The organism is Prosthecobacter sp., assembly GCF_029946185.1.
In the GTDB taxonomy this organism is placed as follows: domain Bacteria; phylum Verrucomicrobiota; class Verrucomicrobiia; order Verrucomicrobiales; family Verrucomicrobiaceae; genus Prosthecobacter.
This window is the reverse complement of sequence record NZ_JAQSEA010000164.1, coordinates 1-23470: the sequence shown is the minus strand read 5'-3', so window position 1 is coordinate 23470 and position 23470 is coordinate 1. Positions and strand designations below refer to the sequence as shown.

General features: G+C 60.9%; 4 protein-coding genes. 1 reads left to right on the top strand and 3 read right to left on the bottom strand.

Annotation, left to right across the window (positions count from 1 at the left end; genetic code table 11):
* Window positions 1-345: 345 nt before the first annotated feature.
* Both PSV43_RS14375 and PSV43_RS14370 read right to left on the bottom strand, forming a co-directional pair.
* Window positions 346-3081, bottom strand: a complete 2736-nt coding sequence (locus tag PSV43_RS14375) for a helicase-related protein (RefSeq protein ID WP_300198501.1) — start codon at window positions 3079-3081, stop codon at window positions 346-348.
* 23 nt (window positions 3082-3104) lie between these two features.
* Window positions 3105-3674, bottom strand: a complete 570-nt coding sequence (locus PSV43_RS14370) for a hypothetical protein (RefSeq protein WP_300198498.1) — start codon at window positions 3672-3674, stop codon at window positions 3105-3107.
* 85 nt (window positions 3675-3759) lie between these two features.
* Between PSV43_RS14370 and PSV43_RS14365 the strand changes: the two genes are divergently transcribed.
* On the top strand, window positions 3760-4197 hold the full coding sequence (locus PSV43_RS14365; RefSeq protein WP_300198496.1) for a GAF domain-containing protein: 438 nt from the start codon (window positions 3760-3762) through the stop codon (window positions 4195-4197).
* A 69-nt stretch (window positions 4198-4266) separates the two neighbouring features.
* Here PSV43_RS14365 and PSV43_RS14360 read toward each other — a convergent pair whose 3' ends face one another.
* Window positions 4267-23379, bottom strand: coding sequence for an autotransporter-associated beta strand repeat-containing protein (locus PSV43_RS14360; RefSeq protein WP_300198493.1), 19113 nt, complete (start codon window positions 23377-23379; stop codon window positions 4267-4269).
* Window positions 23380-23470: the final 91 nt, after the last annotated feature.

The window sequence follows — 23470 nt, the reverse complement described above, 5'->3', positions numbered from 1 at the left end:
CAATGATCCCCCTTTTGCCTACCATTCAATTGAAGCGGGATTCCCTTCTTTTTGAGAGGCCTGTACTCCGACAGAACCACTTGGAGTCATGACAACTCCTAGCTTCCGCCACCCCTGTTCTTCAGCTCCAACGGAGCTGCGTAATACAGCCAAGGGATGCCGAGCCCTAGCGAGTGCTTCCCTGGGTACAGAAAAACACGATCGGAAAGCAAACCCAGCGAATCGACGCACCCCACGTCCACCAGCGGCGTTTGCAAAGACCTCCGCCGCACGTTCACGCCGCGATCAGACAACGCTCTTACCAGCAGCCTCCACTCTCGCTCGAACTCCACTCAGCCCCCTTCTTCATTTCAGCCGCAGCACCAGCCGCACCGCATCCAGCCGCAGCGTGGTGGCCCCAATCGCCGCCGCCAGCGCGTCCCTCTGCTCACGCAAGGCAACGATCTCCTCAGGCCGCACATGCGGATTGCGCGCCTGCAAATCTTCCAGGCGGGAGATCTCCTCATCCATCTGCTTGCGCATGGCCGTGCTGGCACGCTGCTGCAGCGTCTTGAGCTGCGCTTCGGCAAGCTGCCGCGCTTTGCCCAGCATGGTGGGCAGCAGCTTGTGGCGGACAGTTTCGTTTTCCACGGTGCGGGTCGGATCTCCCGGCGCGAGCTTCGCGCGGGTGAAGCCAGCATCAGCACTCAAATCGCGACCCTGATGATCAACAGCCACCCGCAGCGGCATCGCCGGCATGAACCGCGTGGCATGCAGGGCAGGCGGCGCAATGCACTCAGCAATAAAACAGGTCTGCAGCACCAGCCCTTCGCCACCCGAGGCCTTCCAAAAGGCGAATCCAGCATTGCCCGCATGCGAGCCGAGCAGCACATCGAGAGCCGCACAAACAAGCGGATGATCCCACGTGAGAAACGCCTCATGGTCACGGGAGAGCGCACGCTCACGATCAAAGGAAAAAGTAAGCCCTTCCTCCGGCAACGAAGGCAGCGCGTCCGTAATCAGATTGTCAGGTCGAATGTACCACGTGCGGTGCGTCATCTCCTCCACATGCATGCCGAAATGATCCAGCAGGCGGATGAAGAATCGCTCGAAATCGAGCCCCGCATCCACATCTCGAATACGCTCGATCATACGCGCGGCGAGGCGCGGCTTGCACGAGTTCAGTTCCAGCAGGCGGTTGTGTCCGCGTTCAAGTTTCTGCCTCACTTCCAGCCGCAGCACCTTCGAGCGACGAATACAATCATCGACCTTCTTGCCGTCGAACTCAGCGCACAGACTTTCGATCTCCGCAGCAAAGCTGTGCAGCAGTTGCGTTGCCCCCTGCAGGCTGTGCTCAAAAGCGTCGAGCCCTTCATGATACCAGCGCGCCAGCACCTCCCCTTCACTGCCAGCGATAAACGGCACATGAATGTTGATGTCCCCCTTTTGGCCGATGCGATCCAGACGCCCGATGCGTTGTTCCAGCAGCTCAGGATCGCGCGGCAGATCATACAGCACAAGATGCTGCGCGAACTGAAAATTGCGCCCTTCACTGCCGATCTCGGAACACAGCAGAATGCGTGCACCTTCGGGATCCGCAAACGCCGCAGCGTGCCGGTCCCGCTGCATCAGTGTGAGTCCTTCGTGAAACAGCACCGCATGCACATTGATCTCACGCAGCAGTCGCTCATGGGTGTCTTCAGCAAGCTTACGTGTGCGGCAGATGAGCAGAACCTTGGCCTCGCCCAGCTCACGCAGAGTCGCCGCCAGCCAGCGGATGAGTGTGTCTTCCCGCGTCGCACCCGTCTCAAGCACCAGCGGCAGCAGATGGCACTTACGTGGTGGGAATCCCTGAATGACCGCACGCGTGTTCCGAAACATCACGCGACCCGTGCCAAATTCATCCAAAAGGTCCGCCACAAGGCGCTGACGTGCCGTTTCATCGCCTCCTGCAAGCTGCGCGGCATGCTGCTGCACACGGGGCGAATGGCTGGCAAAGAGCTCCCGATCAGCCTCACTCATGAGGCCGCCCTTCAGGATCCGATCAACAACCTCCGCCACCTGCTCATACCGGGTGGATTCAGCAAGGAAAGCGTTCAGGTCCCCATAGCGATCCGGGTCCAGCAGCCGCAGCCGGGCAAAGTGCCCTTCAGCACCGAGCTGCTGCGGCGTGGCCGTCAGCAGCAGCACGCCCGGCACACGCTGGGCGATGGCTTCGACCACCTGATAAGCGACACCCGGCGCTCCGACCGCCCATTCAAGATGGTGCGCTTCATCAACGATGAGCAGATCCCAGGCCGCGTCCGCAGCCTGCTGCGCACGCTTGGGCGAACCGCTGAGAAGTGACAGCGGGCAGAGCACCAGCTGGCTGTCGAGAAAGGGGTTCCCCTCAGGATCTCCCGTTTCGATGGCAGCACAACGCTCTTCATCAAACAGGCTGAACATCAAATTAAACCGCCGCAGCAGCTCGACGAACCACTGATGCGGCAGCGCATCAGGCACCAGCACCAGAATGCGTGAAGCACGACCGGTGAGGTTCAGGCGGTGAAGGATGAGACCAGCTTCAATCGTCTTGCCCAGCCCCACCTCATCCGCGAGCAATACTCGTGGCAGCAGGCGGCCAGTGACGTCGGCGGCAATCGACATCTGGTGCGGGATGGGATCGACCCGCCCCCCGATAAAGCCACGCACCGGCGAAGCCTGCATACGGCAGCGCCATTCGACCGCCTCAGCACGCAGCGCAAAAGCCTGCAGATCATCAATGCTCGCGGCGAGCAGCCGCTCCTCGGGTCCGCCGAGGCTCAGAGTGTCCGCGAGGTCGGCCTCGGGGATGCTTCGCTTACCGCAGAGGTAGATCAACGCACCATCGATGGCGCTCACGGAGTCGATTTGCAGTTCCGCACCATCGCGCAGGCTGATTTTGTCGCCGGCCCGGAAGCTGGCGCGCCGCAGCGGCGCCCCATTGCGGGCGTAGCGGCGCTTTTCGCCTGCGGCAGGAAAGCGCAGATCAATGAAGTTGCCTTCGAGGCTGCTGACGATGCCGAGACCCAGTTCGGGCTCGCTTTGACTGATCCAGCGCTGGCCGGGTGCGGGGGCTTCCATCAATACCAATTCTTTAACTGTTCCTATTTACCAAACAAACGTTTGAAGAAAGATTTCTTCTTCGGTTCCACCGGGGCCTGCTGCTGTGCAGGGACGGCCTGCTGGGGTATCATCTGCCCAGGAGCCGCACTGTTGGTAAAATCAATCACCCCAGGCTTGATCGAGGGCGCAGCGCGAGGATCCACATTGACGACTTTCGGCTTTTTTGCGGCTCCCTGCGCATCGTATTCATACACCACCTGCTGGTAGCACTGCCCGCTGAGATTGAAGGATCGCATCTCCGTGGCGCGCCCGTATGCATCAAAATAGACCTGGGAGCGCGCGACAAGGTTGCCACGTCCGTCGTAGATGTGGCCCTGAGTGGGCAGCCCCCGCTCATTGAGCAGATAGTGCTTCTTGGCAACGAGTGCTCCACCAGCGTTGTAGGTGGACTCGATGAGTTCGTTGGTGGTTTTGTCCACGACGGTCTCTGAATGCGAGTTGTCCGGGTGGTAGGTGCTCTTGGCCACAATGGGCGTCCCCGCTGGGGCGGCAGGTTGCGCGAAAGCAGAGGTCACCCAAAGAAGGACAAAAAAAGCAGAGCAGGATTTCATGACAGAAACGAAGATAACGTCAGAATAACGCCCCCCTTCCTCCTCGACAACGACAAATCCCAACTTCATCCCTCTTCCTTGCGTCATGTTTTCCTCCACCGATCCCTGCTGGGCTGAATTTCTCACTCAAACCATCTCAGAATTCGGCTGCACCACAGGCACGCTTCATCGGCATGACCCGGCTGACCGCCACCTCAAACTGGTGGCGCAGAAGGGCATTCCAGAAGCCCTCATGCCGATCATTCAATCGATCCCCGTGGGCAAAGGCATCGCAGGAGTTGCCGCTGAACGCCAGGAACCCGTGGAAATGTGCAATCTCCAAACTGACACCTCCAACGTGGCCAGAACTGGCGCGAAACAAACCCAAGTTCAGGGCACACTGGCCGTGCCGGTGATGGATGGAGTGCGCCTTTGTGGCACACTCGGCATCGGCAAACTGGTGCCCTATGATTTTACAGCAGAAGAAATAGAACGCCTGATGCACGCAGCCCGCAGTATCGCCGCAAAACTTCTCCCCGCCTGATTTCACCAGACCACAAAAACGCCCGGTCCGCTTGTTGCAAGCGTGACCGGGCGTTTTGCTAAAGTTCAATCAGATGGAACTGCGACGGCGACGGCGGAGGAAGACACCCAGCAATCCGAACATCAGCAGCAGCATGCGGGAAGGCTCAGGGACAACAACCAGAACACCATAGGTGGTGAAGGCGCTGACATCCCAGGCCAGCCCTGCTCCAAGCCCTGCAAGATCAAGGTCACCAGCAATCACACTGGTGCTTGCATCATAAGTGTTGAAAGCCCCGACACTGAAGCCACCGCTCAGGCCGGCACCCGCCCAGTCAATGAGATTGAAGACCTGGCCTTGCTGCGCTGAAACAGTGCCGACCGCGCTCACCACGATGGAACCCTGACCCCAGGCGCCGCCAGAGCGATTCCCCACACTCAGAGTGCTGCTGTTGCCACTGAGATTGATGAAGTCAGCATTAGTGGAGGTTGCTGGAGCACCCTTCGTGTAAACATCAGCACCTGCACCCAGAGCGTCAAAGTACTCCAGAGCGGTGGCGTAGCTGGTGCCGCCAATGTTGAAAGTGGTGCTGTAGTCTGTCACAGCAGCAGTGGTCGGAGTGGTGATGCCCAGCTGAATCTGCGAACCCGTGGCCACCGTCAGCGCCGTGTTATCAGCAGTGATCGTCAGTGTGCCCTTGTCTGCATTCGCGGAGGTCAGACCTGGGGTCAGAATACCGACGCTGTTAATGCCCCCCACCGTGACCGCACCCGCGATGATGCCAGTGGTGGCACCGTCGCCTGCACCGGCAAGAACTGCCGCGTTGGTCAGCACACCACCGGTTTCACCCACGATCACCGATCCGGTGCCAGTCAGGCTGCCTGTGACACGCAGCTCACCATTTTTGACGGCGGTGGCACCAGAGTAGCTGTTGCCAACGGTGGACAAGGTCGTGACACCCGTGCCGGTCTGAGCGAATCCACCCGCACCCGTGATGGCGCTGGCGCTGAAATCAGTCCCCTGCGCGACGGCATTGCTGCGGTTGATCGCAAAGACCGCCCCCGTGCCGACACTGACCGTGCTGGTAGTGGCGAGTGAGCCCGTCGTGCCGCCATTGCCGAGCTGCAAGGTGCCTCCCGAAATCGTCGTTGCGCCGCTGTAAGTGTTCACCGTGGCGGCAGAGAGGATCACCGTGCCCGCACCGACCTTGGTCAGGCTCATGCCAGTGCCGGAAATCACGCCACTGATGGTCAGAACGTCCGCGGCGTTGGCGACGCCAACGGAACTGCTGGTTACCATAGCGACTGCGCCACTCACGGTGGCAACTCCTGTGCCGGTGAGGGCACCATTTCCACCTACCCCGTCGCCGTTCAAATTCACCGGTGTTTCTGCCACGGTCACGCCATTGATGTTGAGCGTAGCACCGTTGGCGACGGTGACACCACCCGCCACGGTTCCTAGACCGAGGGCATTGGAGACAATCACCGTGCCGCCGTTGATGGTGGTGGCTCCCGTGTAGGTGTTGGCATTGTTGAGGGTCAGGGTGCCTGAGTCGGTCTTGATCAAAGTGCCTGCAGCCGTACCAATAATCCCGTTGATCACTGTGTTTCCGGCACCTGCCACAGTCAGGGCGAAAGCACCACTGATGCCGCCATTGATGCTCAGGGTTCCTGCGTCCGACTGGAGGGTCGAAGCGCTGCCGAGGGCGACCGTGCCGCTGTAGATGTTGTCACCGCTAAGGTTGCGGAGTGCGCCACTGTTCGAGGCACCGCTTCCATTGAGGGTCAGCGCCTCACCGAAGATGTTGATGCCGCCCTGAAGTTCCAGAGATGCCCCATTGGCGACCGTGGTGGCTCCACCCGTCGTGCCAAGTGCCAGACTGTTGGCGATGCTCAGCACACCAGCGCTGACAGTAGTCAAACCGGTGTAGCTGTTGAGTCCGCCGAGAACCAGAGTGCCTGCGCCATCCTTGGTGATCGCCGTACCACTCACAGCGCCATTGATCGTAAGCGCGTTGGCCGAGTTAACCGTGATGGTCGCGGTTGCTGCGCTAAGGGCCACGCTGCTGTTGATGGTCGCAGCACTGGAAAGTGCATCCGTGGTGATTCCATTGGCAATGGTAAGTGTGTAACCACCGTCACTGTTGAGCACCACCGCATCTCCAGCGCTTGCTGCATTCACCGTGAGGCTCTTGATGCTCATGTTCGCACCCAGCACCATGTTGTTCTGGTTCGTATTGCTGGTGGCAGAGAGGAAAACATCCGTGCTGACATTCGGCACAAGTCCCGTAGCGGTGCCAGCCAGATCCGTAGCCCAGTTGCTGGCCGTGGAACCATTGGAAACCGCCCACACATTGGCCGCACCACTGTAGCCGCCCTTCCAGTAAGCAGCCGTGAGCGCTGTCGCCGATGCTGTGTTGAAATACACCAACGTGTCAGTGGCCGTGATGCTGGTGACCTTGAAATCGGTGACGTTGTAGAGATTGCCCACCGAATAAGTGCCGGAGCTGCCATTGGTGTTCACCAGGCCACCGGAAGCAGCAGCGAGGATCGTGGAGGTGGCTCCCGGAGTCTGCCCGCTAAGGAAGTATGCGTCCACGGTGACATTGCCAGTGACCAGAGCCTTGGCACCAGTGTTCAAGAGAATGCTGCTGCCAGTGGTTCCTACTTCAACACCAAGACGGCTGCCCCCTGCGAGAGTGAGGATGGTGCCGGTATAAGGTGCCAGTGTCAGCACCCCGCCAGTGGTGCCGGTCAGCAGATTGAAGGTCGCTCCGCTCGCAACCGTCAGCGAGGAGGTGCCGGAAATACCGTCGATGGCACCAGCGGTGACATGACTGACCTCCATCACTCCGCCGTTCACCGTGGTGCTTCCTGTGTAGGTGTTCAGGTTGGTGAACACGAGCTTCTTGCTGCCACCTTTGACGACGTTGATGTTGTTCTGCACGACACCGCTGTAGGAACTGTCCGTCGTTGGTGTGACGGTGAGCGTGTTCATCACCGTCGCGCTGTTGGTGATGAAACCGGCGGAACTACCGAAGACATCACCCGTGATGACGGAGCTGTTCAGATTGCCAATGGAGGCATTGAACCCACCGAGATCAAGCACACCACGGCTGGAAGTAGTGACATTCGTGCCGTTGGGCAGGGCGGCGGTCGAAGCCAGCCGGAGGGTGCCGTTGGCGATGTTCGTACCACCATTGTAAGTGTTTGTGCCCGAGAGGATCACCGTGTCGAGGCTCTGCTTGGTCAGACTGCCTGCACCACTGATATTGCCCTTGATCTCAAGGATCGCGCCACGGGCGGTATCGGTCAGCTCGCTGCTGTTGTTGATATCGGAGCCGACACCAGTGGTCAGGGTGGTCGTGCGTCCGTTGTCGGTGCCGTTCGGGCCATCGGTGAAGGCGTTCTGGCCGACGAACGAGTTGCCAAGCAGGTTGATGCTCACACCGGCCCCCAAGGTGCGGAAGACCGTGCCAGTGTTACCACTGGAGACATCATCGCTGCGGAGGAATCCTTCGATGGCGCCACCGTTGATCTGAATTGTGGCCACCGTGGTGTTCTGATCGGCGTTCACTTGGAGCGAGCCCGCTCCGAGGTTGATCGTGCCGCTGCGGGCATTGTCCACGCTCCAGCGTTCGATGGAGCCGGCCTCGTAGGTCACGGCCTTCGTGAAGCCGGTGGTGAGAATGTCGAGGACACCGTAGCGCCGCGCGATGATGCTGGCAGCATTAACAAGAGCATTGGCGTTGGTGACGCCGAGCGCACCCTGTTCGATGCTGACGTTGCCGGTGAAGCTGGTGTTATTGCCGCCGACCCAGAGGTAACCGTTGCCCCACTTGATGAGGTCGCGGCTTCCGTTCAGGCCAGTGACGTTCAGCCCGGAACCCGTGGCACCAGAGGTGATCTGGTTGTTCACAGCCGCCGCGTTGATGTCGAGGATTGAGCCACCCGTACCAGTGAGGTAGAGCGTTCCTGCATTCAACACGGAACGGGTGTTGCCGGTTTGCACACGCAGACGTGCTGGTGAGAGCCCTGTCGTGTCAGTCGAGAAGGACTCAAGCTCACCAATGCCGACGGCACTGTCAGTCAGGTTCGGCGTCGACACGATGATCGTGTTGTCCACCGCGATGATGCGGCCCATCGTGTATTGTCCGTTGAGCGAACTGCCGGGCTGGGCCAGCAGGTTCAGCGTGGTCCCGGCAGCGGTGGCTGTGCCGCTGGCGTTGAGGGTGATCGTGCCGCCGTCGCCGGAAGCACCGAAGGTGTTCAGGGTCAGGGCACCGCCGTTGACGGTCCAGTTGCCAGAGAAGCCCGCGCCGTTGGCGGCGGCGGTCTGGTCTTTGCCGATGATCAGAGCGCCTGCGCCGAACTTCGTCATGCTGCCAGCGTAGATGTCTCCGGTGAGCGTCGTCGTGCCGGTGTTGTAGATGATGCCTTCCTTGTCGCCATTATTGCCGAACTTCAGGTTGGTCGCGATCGTCGGCGTGCCGGTGGTGATGATACCGCCGCGCTCCGCGTCGGTGGGACCGTCGGCGAAGGTGAGGGTGTTGTATTGGCCGACACCGCTGCTGATGTTCTGGTTGGTGCGCAGCGCATAGACCGTCTGATCCTGGGTGAGAACCATGGCGGCGGTGGTGATGTCCACCACGCTGGTGCCCGTTGTGGCTGCCGTGAAGGTGCCCGCGTTGAAGGTGTTGCTGTAAGTGCCATTGACAAAGCCGTTGGCACCGTAGTTCACGAATGTGTTGTCGGTGGTGTTGACGTAGTAGGCGGGCTTGATGCCGCCGACGATGGCTCCGGTGCTGGTTCCTGTGACGACGACCCGCTCCGAGTCATTGTTGCCCGCCACACCTAGGTTCCCGGTGGTGGAGATAAGGGAAAGCGTGCTGCCAACACTCGAGCGAGTGAGGTTGGACGTCGTCAACTGCATGTCACCGGCGGCAACGCCCTTCTGAACCTGGATCGAGGCACCCCTGGAGAAGGTGATGTCGCCCACCACTTCCGTCGAAGTTTGAGCGGCAACGTTCACCGAGCGCAGGTAGAGCCGCGCGCCATCCAGATTGATCGCTGTGGTGTCAAACCAGCGGTTCTGGGTGGAGGATTCATTGTCCAGCCAGAGCACTGATCCGGGGTGGAAGTTGACGACGTATTGATTGGCCGTTCCCGCGAAGTTGAGCATCGTTGCGCCGCTGTAGAGGCGGAGCTGGCCGAAGATATCCACCGCGCCACCGTTGCCGAGCGGGCCGTTGGCACCCGAGGTCGCGGTGCGTGTCAAGAGGCTGGAGGAGCGGCTGATGATGGTGCCGCCTGTGTAAGTATGAAGGTCGAAGGTGTCCGTTTCGCCACTGTTGCCGTTGCCGGCTTGGCTGCCAAATAGCACACGTGTGCCCGCAGTGGCCCCTTCGACGAAGACACCCATGTTCCCCGCTGCCGTCGAATTGAAGTTCACCCGAGAGCCGCCGCCGCCGATGCGGTAGAGGTTGTCGGCGCCCACTCCGAGCGTCTCAGCGGTGTAGTCGGAGTTGGCGGTGGCACCAAGGAAGGAGCGTCCGTTGCCGATGAGCGCGAGATTCAAAGGATTGGCGTTAGAGACCTGAAGTGCCAGCACCCCATTCGAATTGCTGCTCAACGCATTCTGCACATAAGCCTGATTGAAGGCCGCATTCGACATGCGGAAGAGAGACATCTGCGAACCGGAGCTGAGCAGTTCCACCTGACCGGTGCCAAAGTTGATATTGGCCGGGTTGGTGAGGAAGATGCCGCCCGTCGGATTGATCCGGATCGTGCTCCCACGCAGCATCGCATCCAGGTTCATGGCTGTGGTGTTCTCGCTGTTGACATCACCGAAGCGCAGCAGACCGCCGTTGATCACGAGGCCGAGTCCGTTGGCGCTCGTCGAGCCAGCGTAGAGTCCGCCGAAAGTGCTCGCGGCGCTGTTGAGCCAGAGGCTGTCGCCGCCGCCCTTGATGATGGCCTGGCCAATGCTGCCCCGAGTTGAACCTGCTCCGTCGTTGATGACACCGTTCAGGAGTAGCAGTGCGGTGCTGACATTGAGCAGCGGTGTCCCGGTCAGATTGGTCACCCCGTTGATTTCCAAGCCGTAAGTGTTGCCGCCAGTCACCGACAGCGTGGAGCTGCCGATGGTGAGATTCTTGAAGGCAAGAAGTTTGTTCGTCGCGGCGCTGGCGATGTTTTTGTTCACATCGATCGTGCTGCTGCCGTTGATGATCAGGTTGTTGCCGGTCGCATTGGTACCGATGACGTAGCGCTCGCGGGTTGTCGTGTTCGCTCCGTCGATCCGGAGATTGAGTACCCCCGAATACAGTGTCACATCGCCTGCTCCGATACCGCCATTATTGATGCCGCTGAAAAGCGTGGCAAAGCTCGCTGGCGTGCCCGTGGTGGTGCCGCGCACGGTGATCGAACCCTGGACGTTCTGGAGGCCACCACTGAAGGTGTTGATGCCGTTGGCGAAACCCGTGTTGCCATTGCCCAGTTCGAGCGTGCCGCCGCCGGCGTGGACGAGCGTTGCTCCGCCAGTGACCAAGCCATTAATGATCAGGTTCGGGTCGGTGCGGATGAAGTTGTAAGCGGGTGCGCCTTCCATGGTGGCGGCGCTGAGGGCCAGCGGGCCATTGACTTGGACACTGAGATTGTTCGCCGCGTTGTTGACCAAAAGGGTCTGCCCCTGCTCGCCTGGAGAACCGCCGAAGCGGATGCCGCCGGTGAGGATGTTGAGGGGAGAGCCAGTGTTGGCAGGGCCGCGGTCACCGTTGAGGACTGCATACGGATTGCCTTCACCGATGACAAGCCCGAGGTTGTAAACCGTGCTGGTGGTGTCCGAGCGGAGCTGGAGATTGCCACCGAAGCTGTTGATGACGACGAGACCGTTCGTACCCGCATTCATCTGCGCCAGGGAAGCCGTGCCACCGAGGTTGGCCTGCACAATCGTCGATCGGAAGGCGATGCTGCCTTGGTTCACGATCCAGTTGCCATTGAAGTTCGCCTGCGGGGAGTCGATAATCAAAGTGCCCGCGCCCTGCTTGACGATGTTCGTGGCATTGGTGATCTGGCCGGTGGTCAGCGAGGTCGTTCCAGGTAAGGTCGTCGAGATCACGCTCGTGGCCGCAGCACCGATGATGAAGGTGCCGTTGTTGTAGATGTTCAACTCCTTCGCAACGGGTCCGACATCGATGCCTGGGACGAAGCTGATGGCGTTAAGGGCAATGATGCCGCCGCTTTGCACACGGATACGATCCGTGGCTGCCGCCGTGGTGTTGTTGGCGATGCTCAAGGTGGTGTCGAGGCGAAGCGCATAGGTGTCGAGGACGAGCCCGCCGCCCCCGGTGATGCTCGAGGCAACGTTGCTGAGTGTGCGCTCGGTGGGCACCACGGTCCCGTTGGCTATCAGGCCCGTGCGGATCGCATCGAAGCCCGCGTTCACAAAGCCATTATCCGCCGTGTAGGTGAGGAATTGGCCATCCGTGGCGTTGACAATCCAAGGAGCCACCATGCCATTGGTGATGCCACCGAGGGCCACGAGGCCATTAGCCCCGATGCCGCTGAAGAGCTTCACGCGCTCATCGCTGCCCAGAACGCCGCCGGTGACCGGGTTGATCTGGAGCGAGGCCGCGTTGCCGGAAATGGCGAGGCCGTTGTTAGTCTGCGTGAGACGGGTGATGTCCACTCCGGCGCCGCCGCCAACGATAAGGCTCACGGTGCGATCAATAAGATCACGCTGGACAGCGAGCTGACCAAACTTGCCCACGGTCACGTCACCGACATTTTCCGTCACTTCAATGTTGCGGTTGCCGATGAGACGAATCGTGGAGTTATTCAGGGCAATGGCCTCATTGTCGAGCCAGCGGCCCTGGCCGCCGTAGCCTTCGAGCTTGGTGGTGGCGAGCAGGCCGGTGGAGTAGTCGAAGCGCACTTCCGAGGTGTTGCGAAGAGTGACTTGGGCCAGCATGGCCGTGCCAGCCGCATCGAGGAAGGTGCCGCCCAGGCCGCCAGCCGTCAGGGTGCCCCAGGTGTCAAAACTGCTCGTCGTCAGGCTGCCGCGGAATTCCAGCGTGCTGGCGCGGTTCACCAACGTGCTGCCAGTGTAGTTGTTTGCGGTCATGAGGACCGCAATGCCACGACCGTTGCCGGCGGTGATGTTGTCCACATTCACTGCGCTGTGGGGCAGGCCGACGATGAGAGCCGCACCCGCTCCCGTGAGCACGTTGCTGTTGGCCAAGTCACTGGAGACATAGAGAATGCTGCCACCCACGCCAAGGCGGTAGGTGTTGCCAGCGCCCGCTCCAAGGGTGGCCGCATTGTAGCTGCCGTTCTGGCCCACACCGTTTTGGCTGCTGCCGAGGAAGGCGGTGCCGTCGCCGATCATCGCCAGGTTGATCGTCTGGGTATACACGGTGTTCAGCGCGATGATCGCGGAACCACCGTTCTTGCCACCGCCATTGAGCCCGTTGCCGCCAGCCAGGCCAAAGTAGGAGGTGTTCTGCGGCCCGCCCAGGCTGCCGATGAGGAGTTTGAAGTCGGAGAGCGGCGCATCAGCGGCCATGCGGAGTATGCCGTAGTTGCCCATGACATTGCTGCGCAGGTCGATGCTGCCGGCTCCGACAGCGATGTTGCTGGTACTGTTGTACTGAATGGCTGAGCCGGGCTGGATGAGCGTATTGCCGGTGCCAAGGTTGGAATTGGCAACCAGTCCCGCAATGCCGGTGGTATCACTCAGCGTGGTGACATTCCCCTCAAAGGTGCCGAAGAACGTGATGCCACCATTGCTCACATACCCGCCCTTAAAGGTGGCGCTATTGTCGCTGTTGATGTACAGCCCGCCGCCGCCGCCCTTCAGTAGCGTGCCGTTTCCGCTTATCGGTCCATTGATGGTGACGTTGCCGTTGCCGCCGGTGCGGCTGTTGTTGGTGATCTGGGCATCCTTGATCATGCTCAGGCCAGTGAAGCTTGACGAGAGCTGCTGATTGTCCGCAAGGTTGTTCAGGGTCAGGAGCGGAGAGCCCAATGGACCGCCGAAAGTCAGGCTGCCGAACTGAACAGTCTTGTTGGAAGCGGACGCTGCCCGGGTCAGATTCAGAGCCGTTCCGCCACTGCCGATGTAACTGCCGCCGCCGAGCGTGGCGGTCGAACCGATGATCAGGTTGTTGTTCGCAAAGGTGCTCAGCACCTGCATGTTCGCGGTGTTGTCACCTTCATGGCTGATGACAAGCGTCGCTCCGTTCAGGGTGATCGGAGCACTCGATCCAAGCGGATTGGACGCCCCGTTGGAGAGGCGGACTTCCGTCGTGCCTGCCATGAGTTTCCAAGCGCCCACCGCATTCGCACCGGCACCGCTGTCGCCATTGGTCAGGAAGAGGGTTTGGCCCCCGATCTTGACGATCGTTTTGCCGTTGGCATCAATCTTGCCGCTGATGACGCCGTTCGCGGCGGTGTTCAGTGTCGTGTAGCCGACGCCGTTGAGATCGTTGACGTAAAGAGTGCCATTGATCTGGACGTTGGTGGTATTGCCCACCCAAGTCAGGACGGAGGCGTCGAGGGTGACGTTGTTGATCAAATTCCAGGCCACCGACGCCGTGCCCGTGCTGGCGAGGGTGGAAGTGGTGTTAGAGAAGCCGAAGTTGCTCAGGGCGTCCACGGTGACATTGTAGCCGTTGCCACCACCGAACTGGATGGTAGCAATGTTGTCGGTGACTTCACCAGCGGCGTAGCCGTTGGTGGCGAGGGCGGAAAGATCGAGGATACCGCCCTTGAGAGTGATGGGTCCAGTGCCAAGAGCGAGCGTGTTGCGCACGGCCAAGGTGCCGGTGCTGACCGGAGCGACGGCGTTGGCGCTGGTGACACGTCCCGCATTGATGATCGTCCCGCCAGTGTAGGTGTTGGCCAGCGGAGCGCCGTCCGCGATGGTGGACTGATTGAGGGTCAGCGTGCCATTCCCTGTCTTCGTGAGGCTGACGTTGCCATCAATCGTTCCCAGATAGGTCGTGCTCTGGCCGATGCCCGTGTTCACCGTCAGTGTGGCGGACGCGCCCATGTTCGTCACCCGTCCCACGCCGGACAAGCCGCCGATCGTGATGTTCTGACCGTTGAGGTCAAGGCCGTTGGCTCGGCTGTTGACCACGAGGTTGATCAGCCCACCAGAAGCAACTGCGCTGGCGCTGCCAAACTGCAAGGTTCCTTCCTGAATGGTCAGGTTCCGCAGACCGGTGGTCAGCGGTGCCATCACGTTGCTGGTGCCGGAAAGGAGAAGCGTGCCCGCACCACCCTTGGTGAAGTCGGTGGCTTCAAAGTTGCCCGAGAGCGTGGAAGCGCCGGTCTGACCGCCGCTGACCCAGACGAGGGCTTCCTGGGCGGACCCACCGATGCCAAAGCGGAGGTTGCTGCTGATCGTGGCAGCGGTCGTGCCATTCATGATCAGGCCACCGTTGGCGAGACGCAGGAGCGAGGTGCCTCCAGCAGCCGTGATGTCGCTGTCGGTGCGCAGGGCGAGCACGTCAATGATGCTGTTAGCCACGGCTTGGGCACTGCCGCTGATGTCGGCCAGCGAGGTGGCGGCAGAGACGCTCAGCACACCCACCGTGGTGGCATTATGCAGGAGGAAACCGTTGGTGGCATCGTAGCGCAGGAAGTTCAGCGAGTTGGTATCCACACCCGTCGAGGAACGACCGACGATGGAAGGCGTGGCGAGGATGAATCCACCGCCGCTCGCAGTGTTGGCCGGTGCAGAATTCGTCACCTTGAAGAACTCATTCACACCGAGATCTGTGGACAGATTGGACGAGATGATCGTCATCATGCCGTTGGTACCGCGGGTCAGCGCCGTCGCCGTCAGCGTGGATGTCACACCGGTTCCCTTGGTCAACTGGACTCGGCCTGCGTTGTAGGTCACCGAGGCCACCGTGAGTGCCTGGTTGACCACGCCAAACGTCAGCGCATTGGACGCCGCGACAATCCCCGCCGTCGGGGCGCTGAGGGTGAGCACGTTGCCATTGACCGCTGTGACCAGCGTTCCCGCCGCGATGTTGCCGGGATTCGTGGAGTCAGCGATGGTCATACCAGCGACGATGCCCGTAGCGTTGCTGACAGTAAGGATGTAGCTGACCGCCGTCTGTGCGCTTGCGGTGACACCCACGGGAGCCGTGCCCACCGTGCCCTGCAGCTGCAGGGTGCCGTCAGTGAGGGTGATCCCACCCGTGCCGAACGGCGTGCCGCTGGTCATCTGCGTCATCACGGTGCCGCCGCTGCCGATGCCGCCAATGGCGGTCACACCGCCGATGGTCAGACTGTTATTGGCGTTCACAGTCGAATTGAGCACCAGAGTGCCACTGCCGAGCTTGGTCAGGCCGAAAGCACCGGTGATCGGCAGCGGCACCGCGAAGGTGAACCCTTCTGAAACGCCAATGGCGCTGGCTGCTGTCAGGATCAACTGATGCGCGGTGGTGAAGGAACCGCCCACGGAGAGCACACCGCCACGCAGACGCACGTCCGTAGCCAGGCCGGCAACAGTGTGAGCGGTGGTGCCTACAGCGATCGGCGTCGTATCACCCAGGTTGATGTCAGCGGTCACACGCAGCATGCCCGCATCAATGAACCATGAGGTGCCATAGTTGGCGTCCGCAACGGTCTTGTTGTAGGCCGCATTGTTGCCATTGATCACCAAAATGCCGGAGCCTTGCTTGACCAAGTTGGCACCCCCGGCGCCGCTTGCCGAGAAACCAGCATCAAATTGGATCACCCCCTGCGTCGTATTCACCACGAAGTTGCGGCTGCGCAGCGAAGCGTCGGAATTGAGGTTCCACGCCGCCGCCGTGTTGATGAAGGTCAGGTTGCCGCGGCCTTCAAAAGTCACCGGCAGCGTGGCGGCGGTGGAGAGCGCGCCAAGAGCGTTTGCGATGATCCGGTCTGCACCATTCGAGCCAATGAAGGTGCCGCCATTCGTATTGCCTGCACCAAAGGTCAGGCTGCCTGTACCGAAGGGACCGCTGATGAGGGTCAGCGCATTCGCTGCGCCCGAATAGTAGGAGTTCGCACCCACCACCACGCGGGCGTTGTTCAGCGTCGTGTTGCCCGTGTAGGTGTTCTGTGAGTAGCCGTTTGGCCCCGCACCGATGAAGACCACGCCGTTGCCCAATTGTCCGGTGGTCGCGGTGCTGCCGATCAGGATGCTGTGCAGGTTGCCATTGCTGGAAATCGGTCCAAGCAGTTCAAGGCGGCCACTGGTGATGGCGAACAGGGTCAGGGTGCGGTCCGCGCTCCCGGATACGATGCCGATGCCCCCGGTGATCTTCGACCCGTAGAGCGAGTTGCTGAAGATCGACATGTTGGACGCGGCATTCGGGTTGCTGATGATAATGTCGCGACCGAAAGTGATCTGCCCGGAGAGCCCCAGTGCGGCGAAGGTGGTGGCAGCAGTGGTGCCCGCGGCAACATTGGTGATAAACAGTGGCGAGTCGGTGTTGCCGAGTGCCCCAGCGACGTTCGGCAGCACGTCAGTGCCGACATAGAGGATGCCCGCCTGGGCCTGGTTGCCATTGACAAAAGTACCCGTCAGCGTGGTCGTGCCCGTGTAGGTGTTCATGCCATTGAGCACCAAGTTGCTGGCACCGGTCTTGATCAGGTTGCCGTCAACGCCGCTGATCACGCCGAGGATGCTCAATTCCGACGTGGTTTCAATCGTGCGTGTGCCGCCCACGCCAGCAGGCGTGAGGTTGACGTTGCCGCGCAGCACGAAATTCGTGCCCGCAGAGCGGAAGTCAGCCACCAGATCCACGTTGTTGAGGATGCTAAAGCCAGCGCCACTCACGGCTCCCATCTGACCCTGGCCAAGGTTAAAGCCGCCATCCGTGGCGTCATTGATGACCAGTTTGCCGCTCCCAAGGGCGAAGTTGTTGGCAATGTTAAGCGTGGAACTGCGGTTGGCGAAGGTGTTCCCAGTGTAGTTGTTCCGGGTGCTGAGCGTGATGTTGGTGTTACCGTTGATGACCGCCACGTTGGCATAGGCGTTGCCGGCGACCATCGCCCCGATCTGCACCGAGTTGGCTCCCGTGAGTACGTTTTCAAACGCATTCACCCCGATCTGCATCGTGCCCTGGTTGCCGCCGCCGCCGAAGCGATAGACCCCGTCTGTGGAAGCGCCGAGCGTCGCGGCAAAGTAGTATTGGTTGATCGCGCCGCTGGTCGAGGTGCCGAGCCAGAGATGCTCCACCGCTCCACCCAGATTGAGCGCGGTTTCCATCGCGCCAATGTCGAGAGCCCCATACTGCACACCGTTGTCCAGGGAGATGACGCCGAGGCTGGAGCCCGTGGTGCTGAACTGCACTTTGCCGTCGGCAGCAGGGCCGGTGGTCAGCGCAGAAAGGATGTTCGCCTGGGTCAGCGCGGTGCCGTTGTTGTTGTTGCCAAAGGCGATGCCGCCAAAGGCCCAGTCATCACTGACAGCGGTGACTTTCTGGAAGGCGATGTTGCCGATATCCGCAAGACGGAGCTGTGCTCCAGCGAGGATGTTAATGTCACCCGCACCAAAGACGCCCGTGGTCGCGGTGCCTGCGGTGAGCGAGGTGGAACCCACGATGCTGGTCGCGGTGTTCTGGGTGCTGGCCCAGATTTCCAGCCCGATCTGGCCGTCCGTGCCGAAGGTGTTGGCTCCGTTGGCGAGGAAGAGGCCGCCGTTGCCATACTTCACCAGCTTCCCATTCGCGCCACCCACCACCAAGCCTTCAAGGATGCTCTGATTGGCTGCACCAAAGGAGGAACCGATGAAGTTGCTGTTGGCTCCCAAAGTCGTGGTGCCGGTGACGGTGATGCCGTTCTGCGAGAAGTTCAGGTAGATCGGTGAATTGGCCCCGAGATCAGCAATCGTCAGGTTGTTGATCCGCTGCATGAATCCCTGGTTGTTGCTGGTGATGCTGGCATCACCATTGACCAAAACGTTGCTGCCGAGGTTGCCGGTGAGACGGGTGCCGCTTGGCAGGTTGGAGTCACGCCCGGCGTTGTTCGAGAGCAAGCTGTCGATGATCAGTGTACCGGAGTTGATGATGATGTTCTGGCTGTTGGTCGTGCTGGCGATGGCCACGCCGGAATTGGAAACCGGGTTCTGCAGAAGCAGGCTTCCTTCGTTCAGGGTGATCGTGCCCGTCAGACCTGAGTTGCTGGAAGAGATCGTCAGTTGGTTCGGGCCGAACTTGGTCAGGCCGTTGCTGCCGGTGATCTGCGCATTGATCACGCTGGTGGCCACAGCAACATAGATGACGGCTTCGTTGGCTCCAAAGGCCAGGGTCATCGGCAGGGTGGTGGCACCAGTGGTCGTGCTGTTGGCCTGCACCGGGTTGATGATGCCGCCCGTCAGCAGCAGACCGCCGCCGAGGTTGCCCGCTCCGCTGTCAAAGGTGATGGTATTAAAGGCAGCCGTCGCGCTGATGTTGAAACCGCTGCGCAGAGCATAGACCGTCGAATTGGCCGACAAGGTGGCCGCCGCACGCACATCCAAGGTCGTGCCAGCTCCAAGCGCGCCGATCGTTCCACCCGTGCTGACCGAGCTGTAGCCCAGCTGACCAGCGCCCAAAGTAGCGGAGCCTGGGACCATCAGAGTCTGGAAGCCTGTCGTCGCCGCCGTTGGATTGTATCCCACATAGGAGCTGCTGGTCCGATCCACGATCCACACCGGGGCAATGCCACCGTTGACGACGCCCGTTCCGTTGGCGGTTGTCCCTGCGCGTGTGACACCAGACGTGACGATCAGGCGGTCAAATGAGGTTGGCGCAATCCCGCTGGTGATTACCCCGCTGCCTACAGCTGCCGTAGCACTGATTGTGATGGTGGTGGCGTTCGTGATGCCCGTGATAGTCGCGCTGGCAGGAATCCCGGCGCCAGAGATCGCCTGGCCTACCAGCATTCCCGCCGTCGAAGCGACGGTAACGGTCGTGCTCGCGGTGGTGGTGCCGGTGGTCGCAACGTAGTTTGGAATTCCAAGGGTGCCCACACCAGAGGTCGAAAGGCCGAGAGTTCCATTCGCACCACGAGTCAGACCTGCGGTTTCCAGAGTGGTGGAGCCTGCACCGGCCGGCCGAACCACCGTGATATTGGATCCCTTGTTCACGATAAGGGTCCCGACGAGTTCGTAGGACTGGCCATTGGCCACGCCATCAAAACGGAACGTGCCGCCATTCAGGTCCTGGCCTGTGGCATCCGCCCAGCGCCCCTGGCCGTTGGGTTCCCGACCGAGCTGGTCGAAGATGCGGATCTGACCACCAGGACGAAGGATGATCAGGTTGTTGTTGAAGCCGGTGGTAGGGTTGTTGAACGACGACGCACCCGCGATCCCTGTGACCGGCGCGACGACCTGGATGGTGCCATAGACTTCAACACTGCCCGTACCAAGCGGCGTCCGTCCCAAGGCTCCCACTTCCAGCGACAAGGTCGAACCCTTGCTAATCGTGGTGCCGCCGGTGAAGTCATTGGCGTTGCGGATGGAAACCGTGCCCCCACCGTTGGTGATGGCGCTGCCTTGCAGATTGCTCAACTGGGAGCCGATCATCAGGCGGGCCGTCCCGGTCAGCACATTGTCCGGGCCGGAGAGAGAAAGCGTGCCGCCGTTGTTGCCGCCCAGGCGGTATGTGTTGTCCGCGCCGACACCGAGTGTCGGTGCCATGTATTCGACGACGGTGCTGTTGAAGTAACCACCGAGGAAAAGACGTCCGTTGCCGATATCTGACAAATTAAGCGCCGTGGTGAAGGTAGGAACCGCAAGCTGGAGCGCAGCACCGAAGCCACCTTGCAGCTTGATTTGCGCGTTCAAGCCCGTGCCAGGGTTGTAGTCGCTGTCGAGCACGATGGCTGGCAGGCTGTTGATATTGCTGTTGAGCATCAAGCCATTGAGGGCAACACCGCCAAGGCTGCCGTTGCCGGCGATGCGCAGAGCCGCGCCCGGATTCACATTGATCAGCGCATCGCTGCCCGTGCCGCCCAGCGGCGTGCCTGTCGTGCCGGTAATCTGAAGCGCACCTACCAGCACATTGGTCCCGCCGGTGTACGTGTTGGTCGTGCCGGAGATCCGCAGCGTGCCGTAGGTCGTGGCGCCGCCACCGTATTTATTGAGGTTGCCCGCTCCGACAATCGCCCCGGCCAGTTCCAAGAAATGCGTGGTGCCAGTGGCGGTGTTGATGTTGGAAGAGGAGCCTCCAACGGTCGTGGTACCCGCCACCCGCAGGGAGTAGCTGTTGCCGCCAGTCAGCGTCAGCGTCGCTGCGCTGAGGTCAAGGTCGCCAATCTGAATCTGGTTGCCCGTGTTCGCGCTCACCCGGTCCACGTTGATCGTGGCAAACCCGGCTGCCACAACGTTGATGCCGTTGGTGTTCGGATTGCCAAAGATGATGGTGCCGTTCGGGCCGCCACCGTTGCTGTTAAGCGCCAGAATGCCCCCGTTCACAGTCACCGTGCCTGGGGTGCTATAGTTCGTGCCGCCCGCGACGAGCGGATCTGCACCGCCAAGGCCGAACGGATCCTGCACCGTCAGCTGACCTTGGTTGATTCTCACGCCACCCGTGAAGCTGTTCTGGCCCGCATAGGTGAAGGTGCTGGTGATCGAGCCCAAGGTCAGTGTGCTCGATCCATTCTTCACCAAGCGGGTCGTCATGGTGCCAGAGCCAAGTGCATCGACGATGTTGCCCGTGAAGGTCGTGTTATTGATGCTGTTGATGATCAGCACACCGTTGGACGTGGTCGATAGGTTGCCCACCGTGCCGCCGGTGCCGGACAGCCCCGCTGTCACCACGCGCATGCCGTTGAGGTCGAGGTTGCCGATGTCGTTGAGGATCAGTCCCCCGGTAAGCGACGGAAGGGAATCCACATTGGCAATGGTCAGAATACCCTCGTTAACCGTGATGTTGCCGAGGATGTTGTTGACGCCCGAGAGGATCAGGTCTCCCGCCCCGCCGATGGTCAGATTTTTAGCGGTGATGTTGCCGCTGATCGTGGCCGCATTGCCGCCGATGTAGCCGCCGCTCACATAAATAATGCCTTCTCCCGCGTTCGCGCCGCCGGTAACGCCAAAGGGGTTGATGAAGATGTTCGAACTGATGTTCGGAGCCGCACTGCCCACACCATTGATGAGCAGGCCGCCCATTTCATTGATGTTGCGCGAGAGGATGCTGATGGTTCCTCCACTGATGCTGGCCGAGGTGCGGACACCAAATGTTTCTGCCGTGCCAGTGATGACCGTCGCGGTATTGATGTCGACGACGCTGGAAACGGTGGAACCGGCGAAGGTGTTGGTCAGCGGATTCGCACCCATGGAGGTCACAAATCCCATCACCGGATCGTAGCGGACGAAGCTCGCCGTTGCATCGGTGCTGGAGGCCAGGCGGAGGATGGACGCAGCGGTCACCTCGGCATTGAGGCCGGAAACGGTGCCGAGATTGTTAAGAGCGGCGAGCCCCGGAACGGTCGTGGTGCTCTGTCCGAGGATCGTAGTGCCCAAGACGCGGCCGTCCGCACCGGCGGTATTGCCGAGATTTCCATCCACTCCAGGGACAAGGGTGAGAATGCCGGATCCCGCGCGGGCGAGAGTGGTGGCGGTGATCTGGATGTCATTGCCCATCTGTGCGTCGAGTCGGAGGTAGGCTGCCCCCGTGAAGTTAAGGGTCGGAATGACGAAGGCCGCGCCGGGGCCGTTGGTGTTCACCCGCAGGGAACCTCCGTTGATCGTCACGGCAACGTCGCCGAAAGGCGTCCCGCCGGTGGCCTGGGTCATCAAGGTCGCCCCATTGCTGATGGCGGTGTTGTCGTGCAAGTTGGCCCCGGTCTGGTTGCCGTTGAGAATGGCGGTGCCGCCACCATTGAAGGTGAGGAGACCGGTGCTGTTGGCAGTGATGCCGTTGATGACCAACGTCTTGCCCGTCTTCACACTGATGCTGCCCGCAGCCGTCATGGTGATGACACGATTCGTCGTCATGTCATCGGTAACTCGCAGGATGCCGCCGTTGAAGGCGATGCCGCCAGGGGTGATGTTCAGACCACCCGTTGAGCCGAGGTTCACATCGCTGCTGATGCTCAGGATACCCGCGTTGATGGTGGTGGTGCCGAGGTAGGTGTTGCTGCCGCTGAGCACCAAGGTGCCGAGTCCCGTCTTAGTCAGGCCCGTCTGCGCACCAACGTAGGTGAAGTCGCCGCTGATCGTACCAGTGCTGGTCAGCGTAGTCGAGGCACCCACGTCAATTGTGCTGGTCTGGATCAGCTGCATGTTATTGGCAACCGTGAAATTGCGGTCCCAACCAGCAAGCGTGCCGGAGTTGAGGAGGATCGTGCCCGGAATCACGCCAGTGCTGCTCAGCGCCAGAGTCCCCTGACTGATGGCGATGCCGTTGGAGGTGTTGCTCGCATTGGTCAGGCGCAGGATGCCTACGCCGGTCTTGACCAAGATGGAGGCGCCGCTGATTGCGCCGGAGAGCGTGACGATGCGATCCGTGCCCGCGATGCTCAGAGCACGATAGGTGGCCCCGGAGAGGTCCACGGCCCCCGTCAGGATCAGATCCGTCTGACCAAGCGGACCTGCGCCGATGAAGCCATCGGCGGCATACGCTCCATCCAGATTCCCCGAGCCTGCAAGAGCAGTAAGAACGCCACCGGCCGAGAAATTGATGTCATTGGCCAGCGTGAAAGGCTGACGCAGGATGACATTGCCCGTCGTGCCCAAGCCTCTCTGGTTAGGCTGCAAGGTGCCGCCATTGAAGGTGATCGCGCCCGTGCCCAGCGCACCCGCGTCGCCGATCTGCAGCACACCATTGCCGTTGATCGTTGTCCCACCGCCGTAGCTGTTGGCGGTATTGAGCACCACGGTGCCGCCGTTGCCGATGATGCCCGCACCAGGCGTGCCCGTGACTGCACCGATGATGACCGAGTTTCCGGGACCGGTCAAAACTGCACGATTGATGTTCAAGATGCCGCCGCCCGTGCCGAGTCGATAGACGTTGCCCGTGCCGGCTGTCAGCGTTGCCGCCGTGTAGGCACCACTCAGCGTGGAACCGAGAAAGAGCTTGGTGCCAGCCTGGCTCACCGCAGTGTCGTAGCCGCTTACATCAATGGCAAGTGTACCGTCGTAGTTCGGATTCGTCGAATTCCACGTAATCGTTCCAGCAGGACCCGCATACGCCAGGCTGAGAATGCCGAGGCCGTTGATGTCCGTGTTCACGGTCACCGAACTGGCGCTGGCCAGATTGCTCGAGCTGATGACCCGCAGCACCGCGCCCGGGTTGACCACCACAGCCCCTGTCGTTAGGGCG